Raw genomic sequence first — 24,227 nt, 5'->3', positions numbered from 1 at the left:
ATGGGAAGCGGTTGGGGTTCAGTTGGTGCCGATCAGGACCAGATTACCGTTCCCGGTCTGGACCAGCACGCCTTGGGGGGTAGTCTGCAGGGGCGACAGCACTGCGTTGCCCCCGACGGACAGCCGTGCGAGCAGACGGCCGTCCGTGCGCGAAAGGAAGTGCACATAGCCATCATAATCGCCAACGGCGATGGCCGGCCCGATGGGCACCGGCGCGGTCAGGTGGCGGTTGCGCAGGGCGTCCTGCTTCCACATTTCGGTACCGTCGCGCAGGCTGTAGGCATGGACGACGCTGTGCGAGTCGGGCGCATAGACGGCGTTTTCATCCGCGCCCAGGCCGACGGCGCCGGAAAACTCCTTGGCCCAGACCGGGCGTCCGCCCTGCGAGACGTCGAAGCAGACGATGCGGCCCTGGTAGGCGACCGCGCACATCAGCGGGCCGACCAGCCGCGGCGCGCCCACCACGTCGTTCAGACGTTCGAGATCGCTGCCGCCCTTGGGCGTGGCCACGGTGCCTTCCCATTGCACGTTGCCGCTGTCGGCGCTGATGGCCATCATCTTGCCGCCGGCCAGGCCGGCGATGACCAGGCCCTGCGCCATGATCATCTGGGTGCTGGTCCGCAGCGCCAGCGCGGGGCCGGGCCGCTGCACGCTCCACACGCGGTCGCCATTGCGGGCGTCATACGCGGTGATGCGGTAGTCGCCGCTGCGGACCACCACGAGTCCGTTGTTGACCAGCGGCGGCTCGTCCACTTCGCTGGTGGCGCGCACTTTCCATTTCTGCTTGCCCGTATCGTCGAAAGCGATGACGTCGCCCCCGCTGGTCGCCACGACGGTGGTCGTGCCGTCGCTGCCGGCGCCGGCGGTCAGGTCCGCCTTGGCGTCCGCGCGCCAAAGGGTACGGCCGCTGAGCAGGTCGTACTTGCCCACGGTGCCATTGGGCGCCGCGGCGTAAACGGACTCGCCGACCACGGAGGGATAGAAGCCGAAGCCTCCGCCGCTGCCGATGGAAACGGACCAGACCTGGCGCACGGACAGGCCAGGCTTGTAGTCAGTCAGGGGCGCCGGGTCGTAGCGGGCGTCCTCCTTGGAGAACATCGAGCATGCGCCCAGGCTGAGCACGGCCACGAGGCACGCGGCCAGGACAACGGGACGACGGAAGGCAAACGTAAACATCGCAATCAGGCTCCGCTCAGGGCATCGAGTTTCAATCGCACGACGGGGGTCAGCGGATTCGCCGCACCCAGGCCGTCGATGGCGCTTTGCCAGGCGGCGCGCGCCTCCTGGACCTTGCCTTGGGCCGCAAGGATGTCGCCGCGGCGATCGGCGTACAGGGCGGCGAATGCCGGCGGAGGATCCTGCAGCTGGGCCAGCGCGGCATCGTATTGCTTCTGGTCCAGCAACAGGCCGGCCAGGCGCAGCTTGGCCACCGGCTGCAGGGCCGGCTGCTTGCGCTGGGAGGCCAGCCATTCGAGCTGTTCGCGCGCCCCCTGCACGTCGTTCTGCGCTTGCAGGGCCTGTGCGGCGACAAGCACGCCGCGAGCCGCATAGCCCGTGTTGGGATAGTCGTCGCGCAAGGTGCCGGCCGCGGCCTTGATGCGGGCGGTGGCGTCGGCGCCGCCCAGGCGGGCGGCGTCTTCCAGCGCCTCGAAATACCCCATGGCCTGCCGGCTGGCATGCGCCTGATAGGCCTGCCAGCCCATCCAGCCGCCATAGGAGATGGCGCACACCGCGACGACGATGGAAACCAGCAGGCCGTAGCGCGCCCACCAGGCTTTCAACGCGTCGAGTTTTTCCTGTTCTTCGAGATCGTATGCCATGCTCACATGTCCTGCCGAATCACCATTTTCAAAAAACCGGGCCGGCGGCCGGGCCGCTATCCGCGCAGCGCCTGCGCCAGTTCCGCAAGCGGCACCTGCCGCTGCGCGTCTTCGCCGCGCAAGGGCTTGATGCCCGCCGTACCGGCCGCCACTTCGTCGGCGCCAAGGATAACCGCAAGCCGGGCACCACTGGCGTCGGCACGCTTGAACTGCGACTTGAAGCTGGCCGCGCCGGCGTGGACGATAACGGAAAGTCCGGCATCGCGCAGTTGCTCCCCGACCTTGGCCGCCAGGCGCTGTGCCTCTTCGCCCTGGTGCACCACGTAGACGTCGCATTCGGGCGTCGGTTCCGCCGGGACGGTCTGGTCCCAGAGGTCCAGCAGGCGCTCCATGCCGATGGCAAAGCCGACGGCCGGCGCCGGCTTGCCGCCCAGCAGTTCGATCAGCCCGTCGTAGCGGCCGCCGCCGCACACCGTGCCCTGTGCGCCGAGGCGGTCCGTGACCCACTCGAAGACGGTGAGGTTGTAGTAATCCAGCCCGCGCACCAGCCGGGGATTCAGGCGATAGGCGATGCCGGCGTCGTCCAGCCGCTGACGCACGCCGTCGAAGTGCGCGCGCGATTCGTCGCCCAGGAAATCGAATAGCCGCGGCGCGCTGTCGGCCATGGCCTGCATGGCGGGATTCTTGGTATCGAGCACGCGCAGCGGGTTGGTGTACATGCGGCGCTGGCCGTCTTCGTCCAGGACGTCGCGGTGCTTTTCCAGGTGTTCGATCAGCGCGGCCCGATGCGCGGCACGTTCGGCCGGCTGGCCCAGGGAATTGAGTTCCAGCCGCACGTCGGTCAGGCCCAGCAGTTTCCACAGGCGCGCCAGCATGACGATGAGCTCGGCATCGACATCCGGGCCGGCGAAGCCCAGCGCTTCGACGTCGATCTGGTGGAACTGGCGGTAACGGCCGCGCTGCGGGCGTTCATGGCGGAAGACCGGACCCAGTGAATACACGCGGTGCGGGCGGTCGTACAGCAGATTGTGCTCGATGGACGCGCGCACGATGCCGGCGGTCATCTCCGGGCGCATCGTCAGCGATTCGCCGTTCAGCGCGTCGGTGAAGGTGTACATCTCTTTTTCGACGATGTCGGTGACTTCGCCGATGCCGCGCGCGAACAGGCGCGTGTGTTCCAGGACGGGCGTGCGCACATTGCGATAACCATAGGCGTGCAGCCAGTTCCGGACGATTTCCTCGAACTGCTCCCACCGGGCGCCCACGCCGGGCAGGACATCGTTCATGCCGCGGATGGCGGTGACTTTCTGGAAAGCTTGCGTCATGTCGTGATGCGCGCCCGTGGCGTCAGCCGCGCCGGGGCGCCGTACCTTTCTTTTATTGTGAGACCTGCGAGCCGTAGCGGCGCGCCACGTAGTTTTCGACGATCGCCTGGAATTCCTCGGCGATATGGTCGCCCTTGAGCGTCACGGTGCGCTCGCCATCGATGAACACCGGGGCGGCGGGAACCTCGCCCGTGCCGGGCAGGCTGATTCCGATATCGGCATGGCGGCTTTCGCCCGGACCGTTGACCACACAGCCCATGACGGCGACGTTCATGCTTTCCACGCCGGGATAGCGGGTGCGCCACACCGGCATCTGGCGACGCAGGTACGACTGGATGCTGTCGGCCAGTTCCTGGAACACCGTGCTGCTGGTGCGGCCGCATCCCGGGCAGGCCACCACCATGGGGGTGAATGCGCGCAATCCCATGCTTTGCAGGATTTCCTGCGCCACGACGACTTCACGGGTGCGATCGCCGCCGGGTTCTGGGGTAAGCGAGATGCGGATGGTGTCGCCTATGCCTTCCTGCAGCAGCACCGCCAGCGCGGCGGTCGAGGCGACGATGCCCTTGCTGCCCATGCCGGCTTCGGTCAGCCCCAGGTGCAGCGGATAGTCGCACCGCGCGGCCAGGTCGCGGTACACCGCGATGAGGTCCTGCACATGGCTGACCTTGCAGGACAGGATGATCTTGTCGCCCGCCAGGCCCAGTTCTTCCGCGCGGCGCGCATTGCTGATGGCGGAAACGACCAGGGCATCGCGCATCACCGCTTGCGCCTCCCAGGGCGTGGCGCGCAGATTGTTCTCGTCCATCTTGCGCGCCATGAGTTCGTGGTCCAGGCTGCCCCAGTTCACGCCGATGCGCACGGGTTTGCCGTGGCGGCAAGCGACCTCGATCATCTGCGCGAAGTTGTCGTCACGCTTTTTGCCCCCGCCCATATTGCCCGGGTTGATGCGGTATTTGGACAAGGCCTGTGCGCATTCCGGAAACTGGGTCAGCAGCTTGTGGCCGTTGTAGTGGAAGTCGCCGACCAGCGGCACGTCCACCCCCATGCGGTCCAGCTGCTCGCGGATGGCGGGCACTTCGCGCGCCGCTTCCGGGGTGTTGACCGTGATGCGCACCAGTTCAGAGCCCGCCTGCGCCAGGTCGCGCACCTGGATGGCCGTGGCGATGGCGTCGGCGGTGTCGGTGTTGGTCATGGACTGCACGACCACCGGCGCATCGCCGCCGACGGTCACGGCGCGGCCGCGCCATCGGATCCGCACGGCGCGCGTGGCGTGGCGGGACGCGGGCCCCACGGGCGGGGGCGCTTGATCCTGGCAGGGCGATGGCGAATCTTGCATGGCGAAATGGCGAAACGCGGTAATGGAGCCTGAGGGAAAGCGGAGGGGCGTCGATGGACGGTGATGCGCCGGCGGCCCGCGGTCAATGCCCCGCGCGGGACAGCCAGCTGGGTAACCAGTGGGCGGGCAACCAACCCTGCCAGAGGCCATAGGCCAACGCCGCGGCGATAACGAGCAGAATGACGATCAGCCAGCCCCAGGACGAAGAACTGCGTTCCTCTTCGGCGGGCAAGGTGCCGCGCGGCGACTGCAGCGCGCCCTGGGTGGCGAGGCGTGCCGGCGCGGCGCCGCGCATCTGCGGCTCCAGCGAGGCGATGATGGCTTCGGGATCGGCGCCCAGCAGGCGCGCATAGCTGCGGATCAGGCCGCGCAGCGAAATGCCCTTGGGAAGATCGGCCCAGCGCTCTTCCTCCAGGGCGGCGATCTGGCGCGGCGCGAACTTGATGCGGCTGGCGACTTCGTCGAGCGACCAGCCCTTGTTCACGCGCAACGCCCGCAGCGCGCCGCCCACCGCATGTTCACCGGCGGCATCCTTGCCGGGCGAGGTGGAAACGGACGTCGTGGCATTGTCGGTCAATGTACTACCCTCCTGTCGGTGCGCGAGTCCTCCTCGGGGGAGGCAGGCCGCCCTTCGGACGGCCGCGCACCGGCATATACCTGCTTGATGGGAATGGCCTGCCGTTCGGCGGCGATCCGCTCGGTGATGCGGGTCCGGTCGCGCACTTCGCCGGCCAGCTGCCCGCAGGCCGCGTCGATGTCGTCGCCGCGCGTCTTGCGCACGGTCGTCACGACACCCGCGTCCATCAGGCGTTGCGCAAAAAGCCGGACGCGCGCGGAAGGCGAGCGCTTCAGGCCGGATTGCGGAAACGGATTGAACGGAATGAGGTTGATCTTGCAGCGCACTTGCGCGGCAATGCGGATCAATTCCCGGGCATGCTCGTCGGCATCGTTGACGCCGTCGAGCATGACATATTCGAAAGTGATGAAGTCGCGCGGCGCGTGTTCGAGGTAGCGATTGCAGGCCGCCAGGAGTTCCGCCAGCGGATACTTGCGGTTCAGCGGCACGAGTTCATCGCGCAGCGCGTCGTTGGGCGCATGCAGGGAAACCGCGAGCGCGACCGGGCAGTCGCGCGCCAGGCGGTCCATCATGGGGACCACGCCGGAGGTCGACACGGTGACACGGCGCCGCGACAGCCCGTAGGCATTGTCGTCCAGCATCAGGCGCAGCGAGGTCAGCACCTGGTCGTAGTTGAGCAGGGGTTCGCCCATGCCCATCATCACGACGTTGCTGACCACGCGGGCGTCGGCCGGTGCGGCGGCATCCGGCTTGGCGGACGGCAGGCGGGCACTGGCCAGGTCGGCTTCCAGGGTTTTACGCGCCCACCATAGCTGGCCGATGATTTCGCTGGCGTGGAGGTTGCGGTTGAAGCCCTGGTGGCCGGTGGAACAGAAACGGCAGGCCACGGTGCAGCCTGCCTGGCTGGAGATGCAGAGCGTGCCGCGGTCGTCCTCGGGAATGAAGACGGTTTCGATGGCATTGCCCTGCCCCACGTCGAACAGCCACTTGCGGGTGCCGTCGGTGGATTTCTGCTCCGTGACGACGGGCAGGGCCTGGACGGTGCATTCCCGCGCCAGCTGGGCGCGGAAATCGCGCGCCAGGTCGGTCATGGCGTCGAACGTGTCGGCGCCGCGCTGGTGCACCCAGCGCTGCAGCTGCCGGGCGCGAAAAGGCTTGCCGCCCCAGCGCTGCACCAGGGCAGTCAGCTCGGCGCCATCCAGGCCCAGCAGGTTGACACGTTCGCTATCGTTCATGACGTCGGCAAAAACCGCGATCAGCGGCTGTGGATGTTGATTTCGGGGAAGAAGAAGGCGATTTCGACGGCGGCCGTTTCGGGCGCATCCGAACCGTGCACGGCGTTGGCATCGATGCTGTCGGCGAAGTCGGCGCGGATGGTGCCGCGTTCGGCCTTCTTGGGGTCGGTCGCGCCCATCAGGTCGCGGTTCTTGGCGATGGCGCCTTCACCTTCCAGCACCTGCACGAAGACCGGGCCGGAAACCATGAAATCGACCAGGTCCTTGAAGAAGGGACGTGCCTTGTGGACGGCGTAGAAGCGTTCGGCATCGGCGCGCGACAATTGCTGCATGCGCGCGGCGATGACCTTCAGGCCGGCCTGCTCGAAACGGGCCACGATCTGGCCGATAACATTCTTGGCCACGGCGTCGGGCTTGATGATCGAGAGGGTACGTTCGGTGGACATGAAAACTCCAATAAAAACAGGGACTTCTACGTGGTTTACAGTAACCGGACATTCTAGCACGCCGCGATTGGCGTCTACATCTTAAAATTGCAGGTTTGCCCCGTGTGAAACAGCCCCCGGGGCCGTCAGTCAGCCGGAATCGCGCAATGAACAAAGCCGCACCCCAGAACGAGTCGCAGGAACTATCCAAAAGCTTCGAACCCGCCGAAATCGAGGCGCGCTGGTACGCCGAATGGGAGCGGCGCGGGTACTTCGAAGGCGGGCGGCACGTCCCCGGGAATGATGCCGCGGGCAACTATGCCATCCAGTTTCCCCCGCCCAACGTGACGGGAACGTTGCACATGGGGCATGCCTTCAACCAGACCATCATGGATGGGCTGGCGCGCTACCACCGCATGCGGGGCGCCGATACGGTGCTGATACCGGGGACGGACCACGCCGGCATCGCCACCCAAATCGTCGTCCAGCGCCAGCTGGACGCTCAGCACATTTCGCGCCATGACCTGGGCCGTGAAAAGTTCGTGGAAAAAATCTGGGAATGGAAGCAGCAATCCGGCAGCACGATCACCAGCCAGATCCGCCGGCTGGGGGCCTCGGCGGATTGGGGCCGCGAATATTTCACCATGGACGAGCGCATGTCCCGCGGCGTGGTGGAAACCTTCGTCCGCCTGTACCGGGAAGGACTGATCTACCGCGGCAAGCGCCTGGTGAACTGGGATCCCAAGCTCCTGACGGCGGTGTCCGACCTGGAAGTGCAGGCCGAGGAAACCGAAGGCCACATGTGGCGCATCGAATACCCCTTCGTCGACGGCCCCCAGACCATCGTGGACAAGGAAGGCAATACGGTGACGCTGCGTGGCCTGACCATTGCCACGACACGGCCCGAAACCATGCTGGCCGACGGCGCGCTGTGCGTGCATCCGGGCGATGAGCGCTATCGCCATCTGGTCGGCAAGCTGGTCGAACTGCCGCTGTGCGACCGCAACATCCCCATCATCGCGGACGATTTCGTCGATCCGGAATTCGGCACGGGTGTGGTCAAGATCACGGGCGCCCATGATTTCAACGACTATGCATGCGCGCTGCGGCACAACCTGCCGATGATCGTGATCTTCACGCCCGATGCACACATCAATGAAAACGGTCCGGTGCAGTTCCGCGGCCTGGAGCGCTACGCGGCGCGCAAGGCGGTGGTGGCCGAGCTGGACGCCAAGGGCTACCTGAAAGGCGTCGAGGCGCACAAGATGATGCAGCCCAAGGGCGACCGCACGGGCGTGGTCCTGGAACCCATGCTGACGGACCAGTGGTTCATGGCCATGAGCAAGCCGGCGCCGGAAGGCACGCGGCATCCCGGCAAGAGCATCACGCAGGTGGCGCTGGACGTGGTTGCCGAAGGCCGCGTGACCTTCTATCCGGACAACTGGACCACCATCTACAACCAGTGGCTGGACAATATCCAGGATTGGTGCATTTCGCGCCAACTGTGGTGGGGCCACCAGATTCCGGCCTGGTACGCCAAGGATGGCAGCGTCTTCGTCGCCCACAACGAGGCGGACGCCGTGGAACAGGCCCGCGCGGCAGGCGTGGAAGGCCCGCTGGAGCGCGACCCGGACGTGCTGGACACCTGGTTTTCGTCGGCGCTGGTGCCCTTCACCGACCTGGGCTGGCCCGACAAGACGCCGGACCTTGCGCGCTATCTGCCGTCCAGCGTGCTGGTAACGGGCTTCGACATCATTTTCTTCTGGGTTGCCCGCATGATCATGATGTCCACGCACCTGGTGGGCGAAATCCCCTTCAAGCACGTGTACATGCATGGCCTGATCCGCGACGCGGAAGGCCAGAAAATGAGCAAGTCCAAGGGCAATACCCTGGACCCGGTGGACCTCATCGACGGCGTCGATCTTGAAACGCTGGTGGCCAAGCGCACCTACGGGCTGATGAATCCCAAGCTGGCCGGCAACATCGAAAAGGCCACCCGCAAGCAATTCCCGGATGGCATCCCGGCATACGGCGCGGATGCGCTGCGTTTCACGATGGCGGCCTACGCCACGCTGGGACGCAACATCAACTTCGACCTGAAGCGCTGCGAAGGCTACCGGAATTTCTGCAACAAGCTCTGGAACGCCACGCGTTTCGTGCTGATGAATACCGAAGGCCACGATGCGGCCGCGACGGCCGGCGAGCCCAGCTTCGTCGACCGCTGGATCGTCAGCCAGCTGCAGGAGCTGGAGGCCGAAGTGGCGCGCGGGTTCGCCGATTATCGTTTCGACAACATCGCCAATGCGCTGTACCGCTTCATCTGGGACGAGTACTGCGACTGGTACGTCGAGCTGGCCAAGGTACAGCTGCAGACCGGCACGCCGGCACAGCAGGCCGCCACGCGCGCCACGTTGATACGCGTGCTGGAGGTCGTGTTGCGCCTGGCGCATCCCATCATTCCCTTCATCACCGAAGAACTCTGGCAGAAGGTGTCGGTGGTGGCGGGCAAGCGGCAAGCGGGCGCGGCCGGCAGCATCAGCGTCCAGCCTTATCCGCAGCCGAACCCGGCGGCGGTCGACAAGCAGGCAGAAGCCGACGTGGCGGAACTGAAGGCGCAGATCGAGGCCGTGCGCGCGCTGCGCGGCGAGATGAATCTATCGCCGGCGCAGAAGGTGCCGTTGATCGCGCAAGGGCCGGCGCAGCTGCTGGCGCGCAACGCGCCGTATCTGGCGGCGCTGGCGCGCCTGACCCAGGTCGACGTGGTGGCCGACCTGCCCGACGTGGGCGCGCCGGTGCAGGTGGTGGGCGATGCCCGACTGATGCTGCATGTGGAAATCGACGTGGTGGCCGAACGCGCGCGGCTGGACAAGGAAATCGCCCGGCTGGAAGGCGAAATCGCCAAGGCCAACGGCAAGTTGTCCAATGCCAGCTTCGTGCAACGGGCGCCCGCCGCGGTCGTCGAACAGGAAAAGGCGCGCCTGGGCCAATTCGGCGAAACCCTGGCCAAGGTCCGCGAGCAGCGCGGCAAGCTGGGGAACTGAGGCCGGCGGGAGGGGCGCCCTCGCCGAGGGCGCGTGCCAACCGCCGAGGGGATGCCGATCGCTGGGGGGATGCAAACCGCCGGCGGGATGCCGATCTCTGGCGTGATGCCGATCGCCCGGCGGATGCCGATCGCTGCGGTGGGTGCGGATCGTTGGGCGGGTGCCGATCGCCGGACTGGGTGCAAACCCGCCGGCTGCGTGCCGCGGGACGCCGGACGTCAGCGTAATCGGCTAGGGCCTGTCAACAGGCCCTAGCTGTCCGGCGTCAGCGTCTTGAGGAAGCGTTCGTCCTGCGGGGTGAGCCAGCCTTGCTCGCGCGCACGCTCGATCAAATCGGGCCGGCGCGCGGCCGTCAGGCGCAGGGATTGTTCGCGCCGCCAGCGGGCGATATTGGCGTGATGGCCCGACAGCAGCGGCGCGGGCACCGCCTCGCCTTCGTAGACCTCAGGCCGGGTGTAGTGAGGGCTGTCCAGCAGGCCGGACAAGGCCGGATTGAAGGAATCCTGCACGGCGGATTCATCGTCGTTCAGGACGCCAGGCAGTAAGCGCACGGCGGCGTCCATGATCGCCAGGGCGGCGAGTTCGCCGCCCGACAACACGAAATCGCCAAGAGAGAGCTCTTCGTCGACATGACGGTCGATGAAGCGTTGATCTATGCCTTCATAGCGGCCGCAGATGAAGATCGCGCCGGCCGAAGCGGCCAGCGACTGGGCGCGCGGCTGGTCGAACCGGCGTCCGGTGGGCGACAGCAGGATGATGGGCGCGGGAGCCACCGCATCGGCGGCCCTGCGCGCGCGGGCTGCCTGAACGGCGGACGCGAGCGGTGCGGCCATCATGACCATGCCCGGGCCGCCCCCATACGGGCGATCGTCCACGGTGCGATGGACGTCGTGGGTAAAGTCGCGCGGATTCCACGTTTGCAGATTCCACAGGCCCTGCCCGTGGGCGCGGCCGGTCACCCCCAGATCCCGCACGACCGCGAACATGTCGGGGAACAGGGTCACGACGTCGAAGCGCATCAGAAATCCAGCGGCCAGTCGGTGTCGATACGGCGGCTGGCCAGGTCCACGGCGCGTATGTGGGCGTGGACGAAGGGAACCAGGACTTCGAGAGCCCGGCCTTTCGCGTCGAGCAGGGGCTGGGGCTGCTGGCCCGGCGCCGGCACATGCTGGCGCCGCACCTTGAGGAGGGCATGCGCGCCATTGTCCACGACCTCGTCAACGATGCCGAGCAAGGCAGCAGCGCCGTTGTCGTCGCCATGGACGGAGCAGCCGATCAGGTCGACCCAGTAATACTCGTCTTCGTCGGGCGCGGGAAAAGCGCTGCGCGGCGCACATACCGCCATGCCTTTCAACGCTTCGGCCTGATCGCGATCGGCGATGCCGTCCAGCTGGGCGACGATGTGCGAGCCCTGCGGGCGCGCGGCCCGGATGACGTACGGATGCGGCGACGACGTGCGGCTTGAAGCGCCGGTGGTGCCGGGGGGGGCGTGACGGATCAGCCACCAGGTCGACGGGGGCGAGGACGTGGTGGACGAGCCCGATGCGATAGCCAGAAGGACGTCCGCATCGGCCGAATGCGGCTGGATCTTGACCCAGCCTTTGACCCCATAGGCGCCGGTAATGCGCCCGAGCTCGACGAGATCGGCGGGCGCGCCAACGGTAGGTGCGGCGTTGCTCATTGCGCGGCGCGGGTCATGGAACGAGGCGGACGGCGGTATGCCCCGCCCTGTTCACAGGCACGGACGGGTATCAGGCAGAGGCCGAAACCTTGGCCGAGTAGTCCTTGACCAGGCGCGCGACGGCAGGCGACAGCTGGGCGCCGTTGCCGGTCCAGTACTGAACGCGGTCCAGGGCGATGCGCAGCTTTTCCGTGCCTTCGCCGGCTACCGGATTGTAGAAACCCACACGCTCGACGAAACGGCCGTCGCGGCGGTTACGCGAGTCGGTCGCCACCAGGTTGTAGAACGGACGCTTTTTCGAGCCACCGCGGGCCAGACGAATCACCAGCATAGGTAATCCCTTGAATTGGTTGTGAAAAACAGTAGATTCTAGCACTCCGCGAGTATCCCGGCAAATGGGCGGGGATCTTTCGCTGGATAGTGTCGCAGCCTGGCCGCGATTTATCGCGTCCCTTTTAATACCGCGGGCGAAGGGAGGCGGGCAAAACGTGGAGACTGCGCGTGAAAACGGCGCATGAAAACAGCGAATGAAAACGCCGTCCGCCCGACGCTGTAGCCCGGCACGGATAGCCGGAAGTCAGCGCTGAACCCTGCCTAGCGCCGGCGCAGGAAATGCACGCCCTGCCCCGCGCTTTCTTCCTGTAGCAGCAGGGTATTGCCCGTCTGCCGCGCGAAAGCCTGGAAATCGCGGATGGCATTGCGGTCGGTCGTGACGACTTTCAGCACCTGGCCGCTGGCCAGTTGCGCCAGGGCTTTCTTGGCACGCAAGATGGGCAGCGGGCAGGCCAGGCCCTTGGCGTCGACTTCCAGGTCCGCGACGGGCGCGGCCGCCTGCGGCTCCGCGGACGGCACGGCCGTGCCGCCGCCAGGTTCGGTATCGCGCGTCACAGCCGTTCATCCACCCATGAGCGCACGCTCGCGATGGCCGCCGGCAGGGCCGCGGCATCGCTGCCACCGCCCATGGCCATGTCCGGACGGCCGCCGCCCTTGCCGCCCAGCTGGGTCGATACGAAGCCGACCAGCTCCCCGGCCTTGATGCGGTCGGTCAGGTCGGACGTGACACCGCCAACCACACTGATCTTGCCGTCGGCCGCGGCGGCCAGCAGCACCACGGCCGGCTTGAGCTTGTCCTTGAGCTGATCGACCATCCCGCGCAGCGCCTTGGGATCGGCGCCGTCGATGCCGGCCGCCAGTACCTTGATGCCCTTGATTTCCACCGTTTGGCGGGCAGCCAGGTCGTTGCCGGCGTTGGCGGCCAGGCGGCTGCGCGCCTGGTCCAGGTCTTTTTCCAGAGACTTGACCTGCTCCTGTACCTGGGCGATGCGCTCGGGAAGATCGGCGGCCGGCGTCCTGAGCGCGGCGGCGGCGCGGTTCAGCAAGGCCGTCTGCGCCTGTACCCAGGCCAGCGTGTTGTCCCCGGTGATCGCTTCGACGCGACGCACGCCGGCGGCCACGCCGGTTTCCGCGACGATCTTGAACATGCCGATATCGCCGGTACGCGTCACGTGCGTACCGCCGCACAATTCGCGGGAAAAGCCGATGTCCAGCACGCGAACCGTGTCGCCGTATTTTTCGCCGAACAAGGCCATGGCGCCGCCCTTGACCGCCTCTTCATACGGCAGCACGCGCGACTGGGCGGGCTGGTTGGCCAGCACTTCGGCATTGACGATGGCTTCCACGCGGGCGATCTGCTCGGCGGTCATCGGGGCATCATGGGCGAAATCGAAGCGGGTTTTTTCCGGATCGACCAGGGACCCGCGCTGCTGCACGTGGGCACCCAGGACTTCGCGCAAGGCCTTGTGCATCAGGTGCGTGGCCGAGTGGTTGCGCACGGTGCGGGCGCGCCGTACGGCATCCACGCGGGCCAGTACCGTATCGCCGACGGCCAGGCCGCCGGACTCCAGCTTGCCATGGTGGCCGAAGACGCCGGCCTGGATCTTCTGTGTATCGGCCACGGCGAAGCGCATGCCGGCGGCTTCCAGCAAACCGGTGTCGCCGACCTGGCCGCCGGATTCGGCATAGAAAGGCGTGGCATCCAGCACGACCACGGCGTCCTGGCCGGCCTGGATGCGCGCCACGGCGGTGCCGTCCGCATACAGTGCGACGACCCGCACATTGTCCAGCTCGATGTTCTCGTAGCCCTCGAAACGGGTGGCCGCGCCTTCGTAGGCCAGGCCTTCGGCCATCTTGAACTTGCCGGCCGCCCTTGCCTGTTCGCGCTGGCGCGCCATGGCCGCGTCGAAGCCGGCCTGGTCGACTTCCACCCCGCGTTCGCGGCAGATGTCGGCCGTCAGGTCGAGGGGGAAGCCATAGGTGTCGTACAGCGTGAACAGCGTCGTGCCGTCCAACTGCCCGCCCTTCGGCACGCCGGCCAAGGCGCTTTCCAGGATTTTCATGCCGTGTTCGAGGGTTTCGCCGAAGCGTTCCTCTTCCTGCCTGAGCACTTGCGCGACGCGATCCGCGGTACGGGCGAGCTCGGGATAGGCATCGCCCATTTCGGCGACAAGGTCGGGCACCAGCCGATAGAAGAAGGGCTTGGTCTGCCCCAGCTTGTACCCATGCCGCAAGGCGCGCCGTACGATGCGGCGCAGGACGTAGCCGCGCCCTTCGTTGCTGGGGATGACGCCGTCGACGATCAGGAAGGAACACGCACGGATATGGTCCGCGATGACCTTCAGCGAATTGTCGGCGAGATCTCGCACGCCGGTCTCACGCGCGGCGGCCGCGATCAGCTTCTGGAAAAGATCGATTTCATAATTGGAATGCACGCCCTGCAGCACGGCGGAGATCCGCTCCAGGCCCATGCCGGTATCCACGCAGGGCTTGGGCAGCTTGGACATATTGCCGGCCGCATCGCGCTCGAACTGCATGAACACCAGGTTCCAGATCTCGATGTAGCGGTCGCCGTCCTCTTCCGGCGAACCCGGGGGCCCGCCCCAGACGTCCGGGCCATGGTCGTAGAAGATTTCCGAACACGGGCCGCAGGGCCCGGTTTCCGCCATCTGCCAGAAGTTGTCGGAGGCGTAGCGGGCGCCCTTGTTGTCGCCGATCCGGACGATGCGTTCCGCCGGCACGCCGATTTCCTTGGCCCAGATGTCATAGGCCTCGTCGTCTTCGTGATAGACCGTGACCCACAGTTTTTCAGCCGGCAGCTTATAGACGGCGGTCAGGAGTTCCCAGGCGTAATGGATCGCGTCGCGCTTGAAATAGTCCCCGAAGCTGAAGTTGCCCAGCATTTCGAAGAACGTGTGATGCCGCGCCGTGTACCCGACGTTTTCCAGGTCGTTATGCTTGCCGCCGGCCCGCACACTGCGCTGCGACGACGTTGCACGCGTATAGGCGCGGGTTTCCTTGCCGGTGAACACGTCCTTGAACTGGACCATGCCCGAATTGGTGAACAGCAAGGTCGGGTCATTGCCGGGAACGAGCGACGACGAAGGGACGATGGTGTGCCCCTTGGACTGGAAGAACTGCAGGAACTTCTGGCGGATCTCGGAGGATTTCATCGCGGATGAATCGGTCGACATGAGGCGAATTTTTGATTATAGAGGGTTGCGTCCGTTTGAAGACTGTAACGTCCGGGGCCACGGCCATTCAACGCAGGCAGACGTAGCCTTCGGTCCAGCCGACTTCCGCGTCCCGCTCGCCGCCGGCGGCGACCATGACGGCGCGATAGCCCGGCGGGCAGGAGCACGCGCCGGTTCGGGGATTCGGCACCGACCGCCCCGGCACATCGCAGCCGGCGCCGGTATTGGTGGCATACGCGCCGCCGAATCCGCCCGGCGGCGACCAGATGCCCGCCGCGCAGTTCAGCAGGCTGCCATCCGCATCCCGTGCCAGCAAGCCGTTTTCAAGACAGGGGTCCCCTGGGACGGCGAGGCCGTCCAGTTTCAGATGCTCGCCGGCGACCAGGCGGCCACGCGTCGACAGCGTACCAGCCGCCGAGACGTCGCCGCGGAATTGCGGATCGCGCGGGTCCCGCGTCTGCAGATAGCGCCCGGCATCGGCGGCTTCGCGGCCGGCGCGGACAGCGACCGTGCCGATGGGCAAGGGTGCCATGCCGGGCACCGGAGGATTGGGAAGATCGAAAGCCGCGCCACGCAGGCGGTCGGGCGCAAGCGCCGACACGCTGGCTCCCGCCCCGTCGGTCGCCATGATGACACCCGCGATGCGGGACAGATCGGCCGTGGCCGGAGCGCGGCGTCCGCCCGCGGCACCGGCCGGCACGCCGCTGTACGCCAGGGCCTCCACGCGGCATCCGGCGCCCGGGCAGTCCTCGCCGCGCCACAGCTTGACCGCGGCCTGCATGCCCATGGGGCCCGGCTCCGGAAAGGCGGCGGCAAGATGGCCTTGTGCCTTCAACTCCGTCAGCGTAGGCGCCCAGGGATCGGCATACAGTGCCCTGCCCTGTTCATCCACCGGCGCGGCGCCGCCGGCCAGCGTGTCGCCGTGGCGGGCCAGCATGCCGTCCAGCGCGCGGCGGATGTCCAGCATCCACAGGCCTGCCGCGCGTTCCGCGATGCCGTCCGCGTCGTGCATCAAGCGATTGGCCGCCCAGATGGCCAGCAGGCAGGTGATCGCGACGGCGATGGTCAATTCGAGCAGGGCGAAACCGCGTTGGCCGCGAACGCCGCGATCCGGGCGCGCGGAATGAAGGCCGGGCATAAGCGCGCCCCGGTCAGCGTGCGGTGAAAACAAAGGTATTGGCATCGCCACGGGCGCATTGCGCCTGCGCGAGCATGGCGTCGTAACCTTGAGGTGGCGATGCACTGGTGTCCTTGACGATCACCGGCCCGCCCTCGCCTTCCACCGCGATGATTTCCGATACGCGCTGCATGACCGATGCGATTCCCGGACAAGCGGCGTTGTTGACGTTGGTCAGCGTCAGCGTGAAGGCCGACCCGGGGCCGCCGCCCGCGAACGAGGCCGGCGCCACCGCGATGGTGCCGTTGCCGCCCGCGCCATTCCCGCCCAGGCCGTGCGCCACCACGGCCGATGCATCGCTGCCGCTGACCGCGAAGACGCTGGAATCCCGCAAGGCGTTCGCCAGCATGCCGCCATGCAGCTTGTGGTACGGCGCGACCCCGCCGCCCTGGCCGTTGGCCTTGACCCGGGCGACGAAGCGCTGCAGTTCCTCGCCGACCTTGGGCACCTTGTTTTCGACGACATAGCTGCCGATCGCGGGTATCCCGACGATGGCGATCAATAGGACGATGGCGGTCACGATGGACACTTCGATCAGCGAGAACCCTTGCTGGAGGGCGTGGCGGCGCGCGGACATGGCGGCTCCTTGTAAAGGCCGGGTGTTTTGGAAAGCATTGAGGACGGCCGGCTAGCCGGCCGCGTGGACGTGCATCAGGGCGCGGCGTAATTCGTCGATCGCGGCGTAATGCCACAAGGCCAGGGCGATGACCGCGGATACCGCGCCGAGCAGCATCCCCCAGCGAAGTGCCTGAGCCTGTCGGCCGACCTGTGCCAGTGCGCGCCGTTCGATACGATCCGCGGCCTTGTCCAGCCCTGCGGCCATGCCGTGAGCGGCGACCATGTCGCTCAGGTACCACCAGATGCGCCGGTCTATCATGCCCGTGTCGAAACTGTCGGCGCCCACCATTCCGGCATCGATGCGCGCGACCATCTCGCGTATATGCCAGGACAGCCAGGGGCGCGCCTGATCGGCTTGCATGGCCAGGGCCTGGCGCAGGCGGATATCGACATTGCCACGCGGACGGACCAAGACGGCAAGCATGGCCAGGAAGCGGATGGTATTGACGTCGCGATACAGGCGCCACACAAGCCAGCCGTCCAGCCGCGCGCGCCACGACCCGACCAGATTGGGCAGCGACCAGAGCAGCAGCCAGATGCCGCCCACCCCGCATGCAAGCAGCAGGGGCAGGCCGTGGCGCACCGCGCCGGCGAAGGTAAAGAGGCCACGTGTCAGGACGCCGTAGTAGGTGGACGGCACACCGTGGAACACGGCCTGCAGTCGCGGCGCGGTGAAATACGGCACCGCCGCGGCCAGGGCCAGTGCCACGGCCACGGCCGCCACGCCCGCCATCAGCGTGTCGCGGAGGATGCGCACGCATTGTTCGACCACGCGCGCGGCGCGGGCCAGGTCGCGCAACGCGGCGGTCAGCGCGCCCGCGCCACCCTCCTGGGCAGCGTGCAGCAGGGCCAGTTCGGCGGCCGGCATGCTGCCCGCCCAGGCCAGGGCCAGATCCCCGCCGCAGCGTTCCAGCGCCTGTGACCAGTGCCGCGCCAGGCGCCCGCGAACGCTGCCCCCGCCATGGCGGCAGGCGTCGTCATCGAAGAGATCGCGCAGGGTCTTGCGTCCCTGCAGGCCGTCCAGCATGTCGGCAAGGTACTCGTAGTAGTCCGCGCGCATACCGGAGAACCGCACGGCGTCCCAGCGCAGGCGCAGGCGCTGGAAATCCAGCCGCGCGGCTATCGCGCCCGTGATCATGCCGCGCCAGTCAGGCATGGCAGCCCCCCGACGCCGCGCGCTCGCGTTCGACCGAGGCATAGGACTGGAAACGGGATTCCACGTCGCGCGGATCGATCTCTCCGGTCGATACCTTGTACATGGCGCACTCCATGGCGCTCTTGCCGTTCATGTCCGGGCTGTCGAACGGCGCGGCACGGCGTCCGCGCAGATGGCGGCGCAGCGCCAGGTTGTCCCGCTGACGCACGCAGCGCAGAAAGATATCGTCGTGCGCAGGTTCGATCATCTCCGCCACCACGGTGCGGCCGGCGGTGCCGTTCAGATGAGGCAGTTCCTCGTTCGCGCAGCGGGTGCAGCCCTCGCTGTTGCGCATGCGCAGCGTTTCGGCGCGCAGGTCGTACAGGGCCGTTAAACGGTGTGTCCAGTCGCGCCAGGCCGCGCCGTCGGCGCGATCATGCAGCGTTGCCAGCGGCAAGGCGCAATGTGGGCAAAGCCGGGGCAACAGGGCCTGGTACACCAGCAATTTGAGCACGCCCGGGGTGGCCAGGAAGTCGCGCGACACGCCGATGAAATCGGAGGACAGCCGTTCGGGGATCATCATCGCCGAGGCGGCGTGGGTTGTCGTATAGAGGTTGACGCCCGATCCCGCGAGATCCATGAACGCCCGGCCGGTCTCCGCGTCGCGAATTTCGCCGATAAGCAGATCGTCCATCGCGGAGCGCTTCACGGTCCTGAGCTTGGCATCGAAGACCGTGGCGCTGCTGTCATCGAGATTGCGGGAGACGCTATTCTGCAGCGCATTGTCGATGACATATTCCACGGGGTCTTCCAGCGTGATGACCTTGCGGCTGCCGGGCAACGTGCGGATCAGCGTGGCGATGGTCGTGGACTTGCCGGACCCGACCACGCCGGCCAGCACGACCGCGCCGCCGTCGGCCCGGCTGGCGTGCCGCAGCATCTCGATCTGGCTGTCCAGATAGCCTAGCGAGCGCAGCGAGAGTCCCTGGAACTGCATGTCCAGCCGCAGCAGGCGCAGGCATACCGCCGGCCCCCTGTCCGTCGCCAGCGAAGCCCAGCGCAGCATGACCGGGCGGTCGTCCACCTGGATGTGCAACTGTCCCTGCTGCTCGACCTGGGGATCGAACACCGCGCCATTGCCGCCGCGTATATCCATCCATGCCACGGCCAGCATCTCCATCAGGGTCGCGGTCGGCATATGGCGAAAGCGCGACGGCGCGACGTAGCGCCCCGCGATCGTGAAGCGCACTTCGGACTCCGGCTTGCGCAGATGAACGTTCAAATGAACATCGCTGGCATCGTGGCGGACGCCCCACGTGACGATGTCACAAAAGCCGGCCGCCAAGGCGGATTTATGCCGGTCCGCCAGGATGGTGCGGCGATCGCGCAAGCGTTGCAGGGTCAATTGGCCGCGCGCCACGCTAAGCAGCAGGGGCGCGGGCAGCACATAGCGCGACGGCGCGGCCAGGCGGCGTCCGCGACGCAGCACCATGCGTTCGACTTCGTCCGCCTGGTCGCCACGGGCATAGTCGGCCAGCGCGAAGATGGCCACGGCGCCATCCTGCAGTACGACGGGGCAAAGCCGCCCCGCCAGGGCCGCAAGATCGAATTCGTCGCCGACCGCCCGCACGAACGCAGGGACCATGCGCGCAATGTCGTCCTGCGTGGCGAGCACCGGCAGCACGGACGAGCCGGCTAGTGTGGCCGGCGTGGACTGTGTGGCCTGCGTGGACTGTGTGGACTGTGTGGCCTGTGTGGCCTGTGTGGCCTGCGTGGCCTGCCTCGCCTGCCCCGGCGTCCGCGTGGACCAGGCCCTTGAGAATCGTCGTACCAGCATGGCGGCCCCTAGTCGCCACGCGACAGGCAGGCGCGGCGATTGCCGCCTGGGCTGTCGAGCAGGATGCAGCTGCCATGGATGCCGCGCAGCGCGTAGGCCCCTTCGCCGTCGGGTGACTCTTCCGGCCATTTGCGGCCATGGCGGTAGCGCAGGCGCTGGCCATTCACCAGGACTTCGACGTCCAGCCGCTTGCCGATGCCGTAGATCGCGGCCAGGTCGATGCGATCCGGCTGCGCCTGGGCCGCCGCGCGGGATTCCGTTCGCGCCGGCGGATCAGGCGGCGCGCCACGACGATGCGCGTGTTCGGCCAGCGCCGCACGGGTTTCCCGGCGCAGCAGTTGGTCGACGATATCCGCGTCAGGCCATCCTGGCGCCGCGGCGGCGTCGGGCGGAACGGCACCGGCATCCCCCTGTGCCCGGGCGGCACAGCTTGCAGCGATGGCCATCATGGCCACCGCGCGGCGCAGGCGCTGCCGGCGCGGGTCATTCGCGTTCATACACGGTTCCTTCAAGCTGTGCCATCAATGGGCTGTGGGCAATGTCCGGACGGCGGTCGCCATGCAGTTCCAGGCCGATGGCCGTCCATGACGCGACCGCTCGCGGGCTGGCGAACAAGGCAAAGGAGCGCAGCGGGCCCTGGAGGACCACGTTGCGCTGGCGCATGCGGGGCAGATCCGCCGGCGCCGGCAGCGGGCTGCCGCTTTCGTCGCGCGGCGGCGAGACCGCGAGCGCGGCCGGAACGCCGAGCGCGATGCGGGCAAACGCCGGGCGGATGGCCTGCAACGTGCTGGCGAAATCGATATCCGTTTGCGCGGCATCCCGCAGTATCTCCGGTCGGAGCGTGCGGGCCCGGCCTTCGACGCGCCATAGGAGGTGCGCCTCGTCCAGCGTGGTGAAGCTGGGGCGCACGGTGGCGGGCAAATGCTGCGCCAATGCGCGGTTGGTGGCGCCAGGCGCGGTCCTGGTGTAGCGCGCGGAACAGGCCCAGGCCGCGCCGTCCGGGCGGCAACGCGCGGACTGCATGGCCCAGCCCTGCAACGCGACCGGCAAGGTACGCAGCGTGCCGAATACGCGGCCGAGTTGATCGGCGTCGTGGATGCGCACCGAGGCGACCGCCCTGGCCAGCGCATCGCGCCAGGCTTGCGCCGGATCGACGCGAGCCGGCGACGGCGAAGGGATGGCGCGCTGCCAGGCGCGCCACGCGGGCGGCGCCAGCAGGGCCAGCACGACCAGCAGGACGGTTCCCTGCACCGGCAGCGGCAGCTGTGACAGCAGCGTACCGGCCCGCCACAGGCACGCGGCGGGATCGATCGCGGCGCCGAGCTCGTCCACCGACAGGTGCCGGGCCTGCTCGGCCAGGCCCGGATACAAGGCATCCAGCTCGGCCAGCGCTGCGCGCGCCGCGGCTTCGTTGGCATGGAGGCGGTCGCCACGCGCCATGACGGAACCATTGCGCGAAGCGACCAGCCATACCCGGCCGTCATCCAGCGGCAGCAGGCCTGCGGCCGTGCCCTGCGCATGCGACGCGGCGAACACCTGCGCGGCGGCATAACAGGCCTTCGCGCGTCCGCGCAGGCGGGCGCACCCGACCGCGGCGGTACCCGCGCCGCCATGGACATAATGCGTCGCGCGGCTTTCCCTTGCCTTGCGGCGCGCCAGCATGTCCATGCGGCTGCCGATCAAGGGAAACCAGGTCAGGCCGAATACCAGCACCGCGCCGTCGCGCATGGGCAGCAGGAAGTGATCGCCAAGGGCCTGGGGCAGCGTCTGGTCCGTTATCGGCTTGGCCATGATCAAAAACCCTCCTCTACCTGTGCCGTCACGACGACGAGCGTGGTGGCGCGCTCGGTGGACGCCCGGTCGCTGCCCCCCAGCGCATAAGGGGCACCCGGCGTGAGGCGGCGCCGGTCGAATTGGTCGTCGCGGCGCTCGAAGCCGGAGATGATCATTGGCTGGCCCGCGCGCAGCTCCACTTGCTGCACCATCCCCTTGCCGTCGATGGTGATCTGCTGCACCTCGAGGGGGTTGTCCGGCCTGCCGAAGGTCAGGCTTTTGAGCGGCTGCGCCACGGTGTTGTCATACGCGATGGACAGCAGGATCTGGCCGTCTTCCTGCGCGTCGGGCACCAGGGTAAGAAAAGAGCCGACCGTTTCGCGTTTCTGGTTGATCGACACGGCGGGCAACAGGCCGGTATGGAGCGCATGGCCGGACGACACCGGCGCCGACACACCGCCCTGTATCTGATCCACATAGGAAAACGTCGTCCGCACCGCATGCGTGACCGGGCGGCGATTCAAGGTGAGTACCGGCACGCTGCTGTGGCGCACGATCGTACCGATCTCGCTCAGCGCCGCGAGCAGGGCCTCGGTACCGCCGAACACGCCGTCGCTCAACGACGCGGACGCCTTCCCGGGTATCGCGGCGCCCATGCCCGCCGACGCGGCCGATACCGCGGCGCGCGCGCCGTGATAGAGCAGGTTCCAATCGATGCCTGCCTTCGCCTGGTCCTTTGCAAGCACGGTGATTTCCTCGAAGACCAGGCGCACGCGCCGCGTCAGCGCCTTGTTTTCGCGTTCCAGGAAGCGTGCCACGTTCTCCAGCGCATCGCGGGTATCGTTGATGACGATGGAGCTGCCCGCGCCCGGCGCTGCCGTGACCGTTCCGGCACGCGTCAGAAAGGGCTCGATACGCGCGCGCACCGAGGCCATTGCGTCATGCTCGCCGCTGGACAAGGTTGTGTTGGAGGCGTTTTCGAAACCTTCGTCGCCCGATCGCGAGGCGCGTCCCAGCCGCGCATCCGCGCGCGCGTTCAGGGTCAGCGCGCGGACATCGAAGACACGGGTTTCCGTGCGATAGAACTCGATCGCGCCGTCCGCATAGCGCCAATAAACGCCCAGCCGCCATGCCAGTGCGTCCAGCACGCGCGGCAAGGGCTGCGCCCCATCCGGCAGGGCGGCGCGCGCCGGCAACGGCGTGCCGCCGCCGCTGGACACCGCCAGCCGCGGCAGGAACAGGTCCGCGGGCAGCAAGGCGTCCGGCCGCACCTTGACGCCTATCCCCGTGGCGCGGGCGATACGGTCCGCCAGCACGGAGAGGTCTGCCTGCCCGCCGGCGAACATCAAGGTGGTGTCGACGTCCTTGCGCAAGGCCGCGGGCAGTGTGACCTCGCGCGCCAGGGGCCGTGCGCGGCCGGCAAGCCACGGCTTGGCGACGTCCTGCAAGGCCAGATTGGACGCGCCGCCCGACAGGGAGCGTGAAAAACCGGCGTGCGCCGCCTCGCTGCGCGCCTGCGTAAGATCGGCGCGATCCTGTATCGCCGCGAGGCGCTCGGGTGCGACGCAGGCGGGACTGGCCATGGCCAAGGCCAGCATGGCGGCCTGGCGGACGATGCGCCCGCTGGCGAAGCGCGACCGCATCATATCGATGCCCCCGGCCGCACGGCGGTACGGTCGCAAGCCTGGGACAAGGGGATGACGCGCAAGACCTGGTTGGCATAGAAGCAGGGCTGTAGTGGGCGCTCGCCCAGCTCCGTCGCCGCGACGAGCGCACGCACCGACCGCTTGAAGTCGTCGGAGAAATCGGCGCTGCCGGACAGCGGAATATCCACGTCCACGGCCCAGTGCTCGGGCTGGAAGGTCCAGCCCGCCAGCCCTGCCCAACGCGCCAGCGCGCGCCGCATGTTTTCATCGGCCGGCCCGGCCCGGTACAAGCGTGCGTTGGCCGAGCCGGCCGCCGCCTGCGGGGCGCCGCGTCCCTGCGGCCCGGCCCCGGGGAACACCGCGGCACGCATGTTCGGTGCAGCGCCTGCCGCAGCGCCCGCCATGGACACCGGCGAGGACAAGGGAGCGGACAACGGCGCCGACGCGGATGAGGCCGTCCCCGATGAGGGCATCGGCACGGTCGCGGGAGCCGTTGGCGACGCCGTCGCGGCCACATGCCCCCCGGCGCCCAGGTAATCCGCGCGCGCCTGGAGGGAACCGCCCCGCATCACCACGGCGGACCATTTCCCTTGCAAGATGGCATAAGGTTCCTGCCGCACGTAGGCTGCGGGCCGCTCGACGCCGTTGTGCTCGATGAACAGAGCAGGCATGACTTGTCCCGGTGCGAACTGCAGCCAGGTATGGCGGCCATCATCGAAGACCTGCAGCGGCGCGACCTGGCGATCGCCGGACAGGCGCCAGTTGAAATCGTGCGCCCGCGCCGCATGCGGACCCGCATGGGGCCCGGTGTCCCAGTCCTGCGGCCCCCTGCCCATTCCACCGCCGGGCGTCCAGGGCGGTGCGCAGGCCGACAGCCACGGCAGGAGGAAGAGCGTCTTGAACAATCGGTGCATGCCGGATCCCCGCAATGCGCGCCGACAGTGGCGCGACCCAGTCATGGTGCCCATGGCTGGACCGCCCAACAAGACGCACATCTACGCAGGGACGCGGACGTCACACCGTCCATGTCCCGGCCCGCGCCGCGGATAAAAAAAAACCGGCGGGATGTAC

Annotated in this window: 20 protein-coding genes and 1 pseudogene; 1 reads left to right on the top strand and 20 read right to left on the bottom strand. The window is 67.7% G+C overall.

The annotated features are described in order from the left end of the window. Window positions 1-18: 18 nt before the first annotated feature. From bamB to ndk, 7 genes and pseudogenes are all read right to left on the bottom strand, one after another. A complete protein-coding gene (bamB, locus tag AKI39_RS08590; RefSeq protein ID WP_066634480.1) occupies window positions 19-1,176 on the bottom strand; it encodes an outer membrane protein assembly factor BamB in 1,158 nt (385 codons plus the stop codon). Window positions 1,177-1,181: 5 nt separating this feature from the next. Beyond that, window positions 1,182-1,820, bottom strand: coding sequence for a YfgM family protein (locus AKI39_RS08585; protein WP_066634478.1), 639 nt, complete (start codon window positions 1,818-1,820; stop codon window positions 1,182-1,184). A 56-nt stretch (window positions 1,821-1,876) separates the two neighbouring features. Continuing rightward, window positions 1,877-3,145, bottom strand: coding sequence for a histidine--tRNA ligase (hisS, locus tag AKI39_RS08580; protein WP_066634476.1), 1,269 nt, complete (start codon window positions 3,143-3,145; stop codon window positions 1,877-1,879). A gap of 52 nt (window positions 3,146-3,197) precedes the next feature. After that, on the bottom strand, window positions 3,198-4,484 hold the full coding sequence (ispG, locus tag AKI39_RS08575; protein ID WP_066634474.1) for a flavodoxin-dependent (E)-4-hydroxy-3-methylbut-2-enyl-diphosphate synthase: 1,287 nt from the start codon (window positions 4,482-4,484) through the stop codon (window positions 3,198-3,200). A gap of 82 nt (window positions 4,485-4,566) precedes the next feature. Further along, window positions 4,567-5,061: a helix-turn-helix domain-containing protein gene (locus tag AKI39_RS08570; RefSeq protein ID WP_066634472.1), complete on the bottom strand. Its 495-nt coding sequence runs from the start codon at window positions 5,059-5,061 to the stop codon at window positions 4,567-4,569. Between the two features lie 71 nt (window positions 5,062-5,132). Next, window positions 5,133-6,296: pseudogene (gene rlmN / locus AKI39_RS08565) on the bottom strand (23S rRNA (adenine(2503)-C(2))-methyltransferase RlmN); the annotation flags it as partial. A 20-nt stretch (window positions 6,297-6,316) separates the two neighbouring features. Continuing rightward, window positions 6,317-6,742 (bottom strand): nucleoside-diphosphate kinase, encoded by a 426-nt coding sequence (gene ndk, locus AKI39_RS08560; RefSeq protein ID WP_066634470.1) that lies wholly within the window; start codon window positions 6,740-6,742, stop codon window positions 6,317-6,319. Between the two features lie 146 nt (window positions 6,743-6,888). On the opposite strand from ndk, the gene AKI39_RS08555 reads away from it, so the two are divergent. Next, entirely contained in the window at window positions 6,889-9,762 is a 2,874-nt protein-coding gene (locus AKI39_RS08555; RefSeq protein ID WP_066634468.1) for a valine--tRNA ligase, read from the top strand. Between the two features lie 251 nt (window positions 9,763-10,013). Here AKI39_RS08555 and trmD read toward each other — a convergent pair whose 3' ends face one another. From trmD to AKI39_RS08490, 13 genes are all read right to left on the bottom strand, one after another. Next, window positions 10,014-10,781: a tRNA (guanosine(37)-N1)-methyltransferase TrmD gene (trmD, locus tag AKI39_RS08550; RefSeq protein ID WP_066634466.1), complete on the bottom strand. Its 768-nt coding sequence runs from the start codon at window positions 10,779-10,781 to the stop codon at window positions 10,014-10,016. After that, entirely contained in the window at window positions 10,781-11,443 is a 663-nt protein-coding gene (gene rimM / locus AKI39_RS08545; protein ID WP_066634465.1) for a ribosome maturation factor RimM, read from the bottom strand. The genes trmD and rimM overlap by 1 nt, the downstream gene beginning before the upstream one ends. 70 nt (window positions 11,444-11,513) lie before the next feature. Next, the gene (rpsP, locus tag AKI39_RS08540) at window positions 11,514-11,774 is read right to left on the bottom strand and encodes a 30S ribosomal protein S16 (RefSeq protein ID WP_066634464.1); all 261 of its coding nucleotides are present in this window, start codon (window positions 11,772-11,774) and stop codon (window positions 11,514-11,516) included. 263 nt (window positions 11,775-12,037) lie between these two features. Continuing rightward, entirely contained in the window at window positions 12,038-12,295 is a 258-nt protein-coding gene (locus tag AKI39_RS08535) for a sulfurtransferase TusA family protein (RefSeq protein WP_066642521.1), read from the bottom strand. A 32-nt stretch (window positions 12,296-12,327) separates the two neighbouring features. Further along, window positions 12,328-14,949, bottom strand: coding sequence for an alanine--tRNA ligase (gene alaS / locus AKI39_RS08530; protein ID WP_066642518.1), 2,622 nt, complete (start codon window positions 14,947-14,949; stop codon window positions 12,328-12,330). An 88-nt stretch (window positions 14,950-15,037) separates the two neighbouring features. Beyond that, a complete protein-coding gene (pilV, locus tag AKI39_RS08525; RefSeq protein ID WP_066634462.1) occupies window positions 15,038-16,108 on the bottom strand; it encodes a type II secretion system protein in 1,071 nt (356 codons plus the stop codon). A 13-nt stretch (window positions 16,109-16,121) separates the two neighbouring features. Continuing rightward, window positions 16,122-16,724: a type 4 pilus major pilin gene (locus AKI39_RS08520; protein ID WP_066634460.1), complete on the bottom strand. Its 603-nt coding sequence runs from the start codon at window positions 16,722-16,724 to the stop codon at window positions 16,122-16,124. Window positions 16,725-16,775: 51 nt separating this feature from the next. Further along, on the bottom strand, window positions 16,776-17,903 hold the full coding sequence (locus AKI39_RS08515) for a general secretion pathway protein (RefSeq protein WP_066642515.1): 1,128 nt from the start codon (window positions 17,901-17,903) through the stop codon (window positions 16,776-16,778). Window positions 17,904-17,913: 10 nt separating this feature from the next. Beyond that, complete coding sequence (locus AKI39_RS08510) at window positions 17,914-19,545, bottom strand: ATPase, T2SS/T4P/T4SS family (RefSeq protein ID WP_235610814.1); 1,632 nt, start codon at window positions 19,543-19,545, stop codon at window positions 17,914-17,916. A gap of 200 nt (window positions 19,546-19,745) precedes the next feature. Further along, window positions 19,746-20,234 (bottom strand): hypothetical protein, encoded by a 489-nt coding sequence (locus AKI39_RS08505; RefSeq protein ID WP_066634458.1) that lies wholly within the window; start codon window positions 20,232-20,234, stop codon window positions 19,746-19,748. Continuing rightward, window positions 20,221-21,528 carry a type 4b pilus protein PilO2 gene (locus AKI39_RS08500; protein WP_066634456.1) on the bottom strand — a complete coding sequence of 436 codons (1,308 nt, stop codon included), beginning with the start codon at window positions 21,526-21,528 and terminating at the stop codon, window positions 20,221-20,223. The genes AKI39_RS08505 and AKI39_RS08500 overlap by 14 nt, the downstream gene beginning before the upstream one ends. A gap of 2 nt (window positions 21,529-21,530) precedes the next feature. Then, window positions 21,531-23,156 (bottom strand): hypothetical protein, encoded by a 1,626-nt coding sequence (locus AKI39_RS08495; protein WP_162493859.1) that lies wholly within the window; start codon window positions 23,154-23,156, stop codon window positions 21,531-21,533. Beyond that, window positions 23,153-24,070, bottom strand: coding sequence for a TcpQ domain-containing protein (locus AKI39_RS08490; protein WP_066634454.1), 918 nt, complete (start codon window positions 24,068-24,070; stop codon window positions 23,153-23,155). Before AKI39_RS08490 ends, AKI39_RS08495 begins: the two co-directional genes overlap by 4 nt. Window positions 24,071-24,227: the final 157 nt, after the last annotated feature.

Origin of the sequence: Bordetella sp. H567, from assembly GCF_001704295.1 — a bacterium.
Taxonomy (GTDB): Bacteria; Pseudomonadota; Gammaproteobacteria; order Burkholderiales; family Burkholderiaceae_B; genus Bordetella_C.
The sequence above is the reverse complement of the archived record's forward strand: the minus strand, read 5'-3'. Positions and strand labels throughout refer to the sequence as shown.

Coding starts and splice junctions, on each gene's coding strand:
- AKI39_RS08585 (WP_066634478.1), bottom strand. CDS start 1,820: ATGGCATACGATCTCGAAGAACAGGAAAAACTCGACGCGTTGAAAGCC.
- AKI39_RS08495 (WP_162493859.1), bottom strand. CDS start 23,156: ATGATGCGGTCGCGCTTCGCCAGCGGGCGCATCGTCCGCCAGGCCGCC.
- AKI39_RS08500 (WP_066634456.1), bottom strand. CDS start 21,528: ATGGCCAAGCCGATAACGGACCAGACGCTGCCCCAGGCCCTTGGCGAT.
- alaS (WP_066642518.1), bottom strand. CDS start 14,949: ATGAAATCCTCCGAGATCCGCCAGAAGTTCCTGCAGTTCTTCCAGTCC.
- hisS (WP_066634476.1), bottom strand. CDS start 3,145: ATGACGCAAGCTTTCCAGAAAGTCACCGCCATCCGCGGCATGAACGAT.
- AKI39_RS08520 (WP_066634460.1), bottom strand. CDS start 16,724: ATGTCCGCGCGCCGCCACGCCCTCCAGCAAGGGTTCTCGCTGATCGAA.
- AKI39_RS08510 (WP_235610814.1), bottom strand. CDS start 19,545: ATGGTCCCTGCGTTCGTGCGGGCGGTCGGCGACGAATTCGATCTTGCG.
- rimM (WP_066634465.1), bottom strand. CDS start 11,443: ATGAGCAACGCCGCACCTACCGTTGGCGCGCCCGCCGATCTCGTCGAG.
- pilV (WP_066634462.1), bottom strand. CDS start 16,108: ATGCCCGGCCTTCATTCCGCGCGCCCGGATCGCGGCGTTCGCGGCCAA.
- AKI39_RS08555 (WP_066634468.1), top strand. CDS start 6,889: ATGAACAAAGCCGCACCCCAGAACGAGTCGCAGGAACTATCCAAAAGC.
- AKI39_RS08505 (WP_066634458.1), bottom strand. CDS start 20,234: ATGAACGCGAATGACCCGCGCCGGCAGCGCCTGCGCCGCGCGGTGGCC.
- ndk (WP_066634470.1), bottom strand. CDS start 6,742: ATGTCCACCGAACGTACCCTCTCGATCATCAAGCCCGACGCCGTGGCC.
- trmD (WP_066634466.1), bottom strand. CDS start 10,781: ATGCGCTTCGACGTCGTGACCCTGTTCCCCGACATGTTCGCGGTCGTG.
- rpsP (WP_066634464.1), bottom strand. CDS start 11,774: ATGCTGGTGATTCGTCTGGCCCGCGGTGGCTCGAAAAAGCGTCCGTTC.
- AKI39_RS08515 (WP_066642515.1), bottom strand. CDS start 17,903: ATGATCACGGGCGCGATAGCCGCGCGGCTGGATTTCCAGCGCCTGCGC.
- AKI39_RS08490 (WP_066634454.1), bottom strand. CDS start 24,070: ATGCACCGATTGTTCAAGACGCTCTTCCTCCTGCCGTGGCTGTCGGCC.
- ispG (WP_066634474.1), bottom strand. CDS start 4,484: ATGCAAGATTCGCCATCGCCCTGCCAGGATCAAGCGCCCCCGCCCGTG.
- bamB (WP_066634480.1), bottom strand. CDS start 1,176: ATGTTTACGTTTGCCTTCCGTCGTCCCGTTGTCCTGGCCGCGTGCCTC.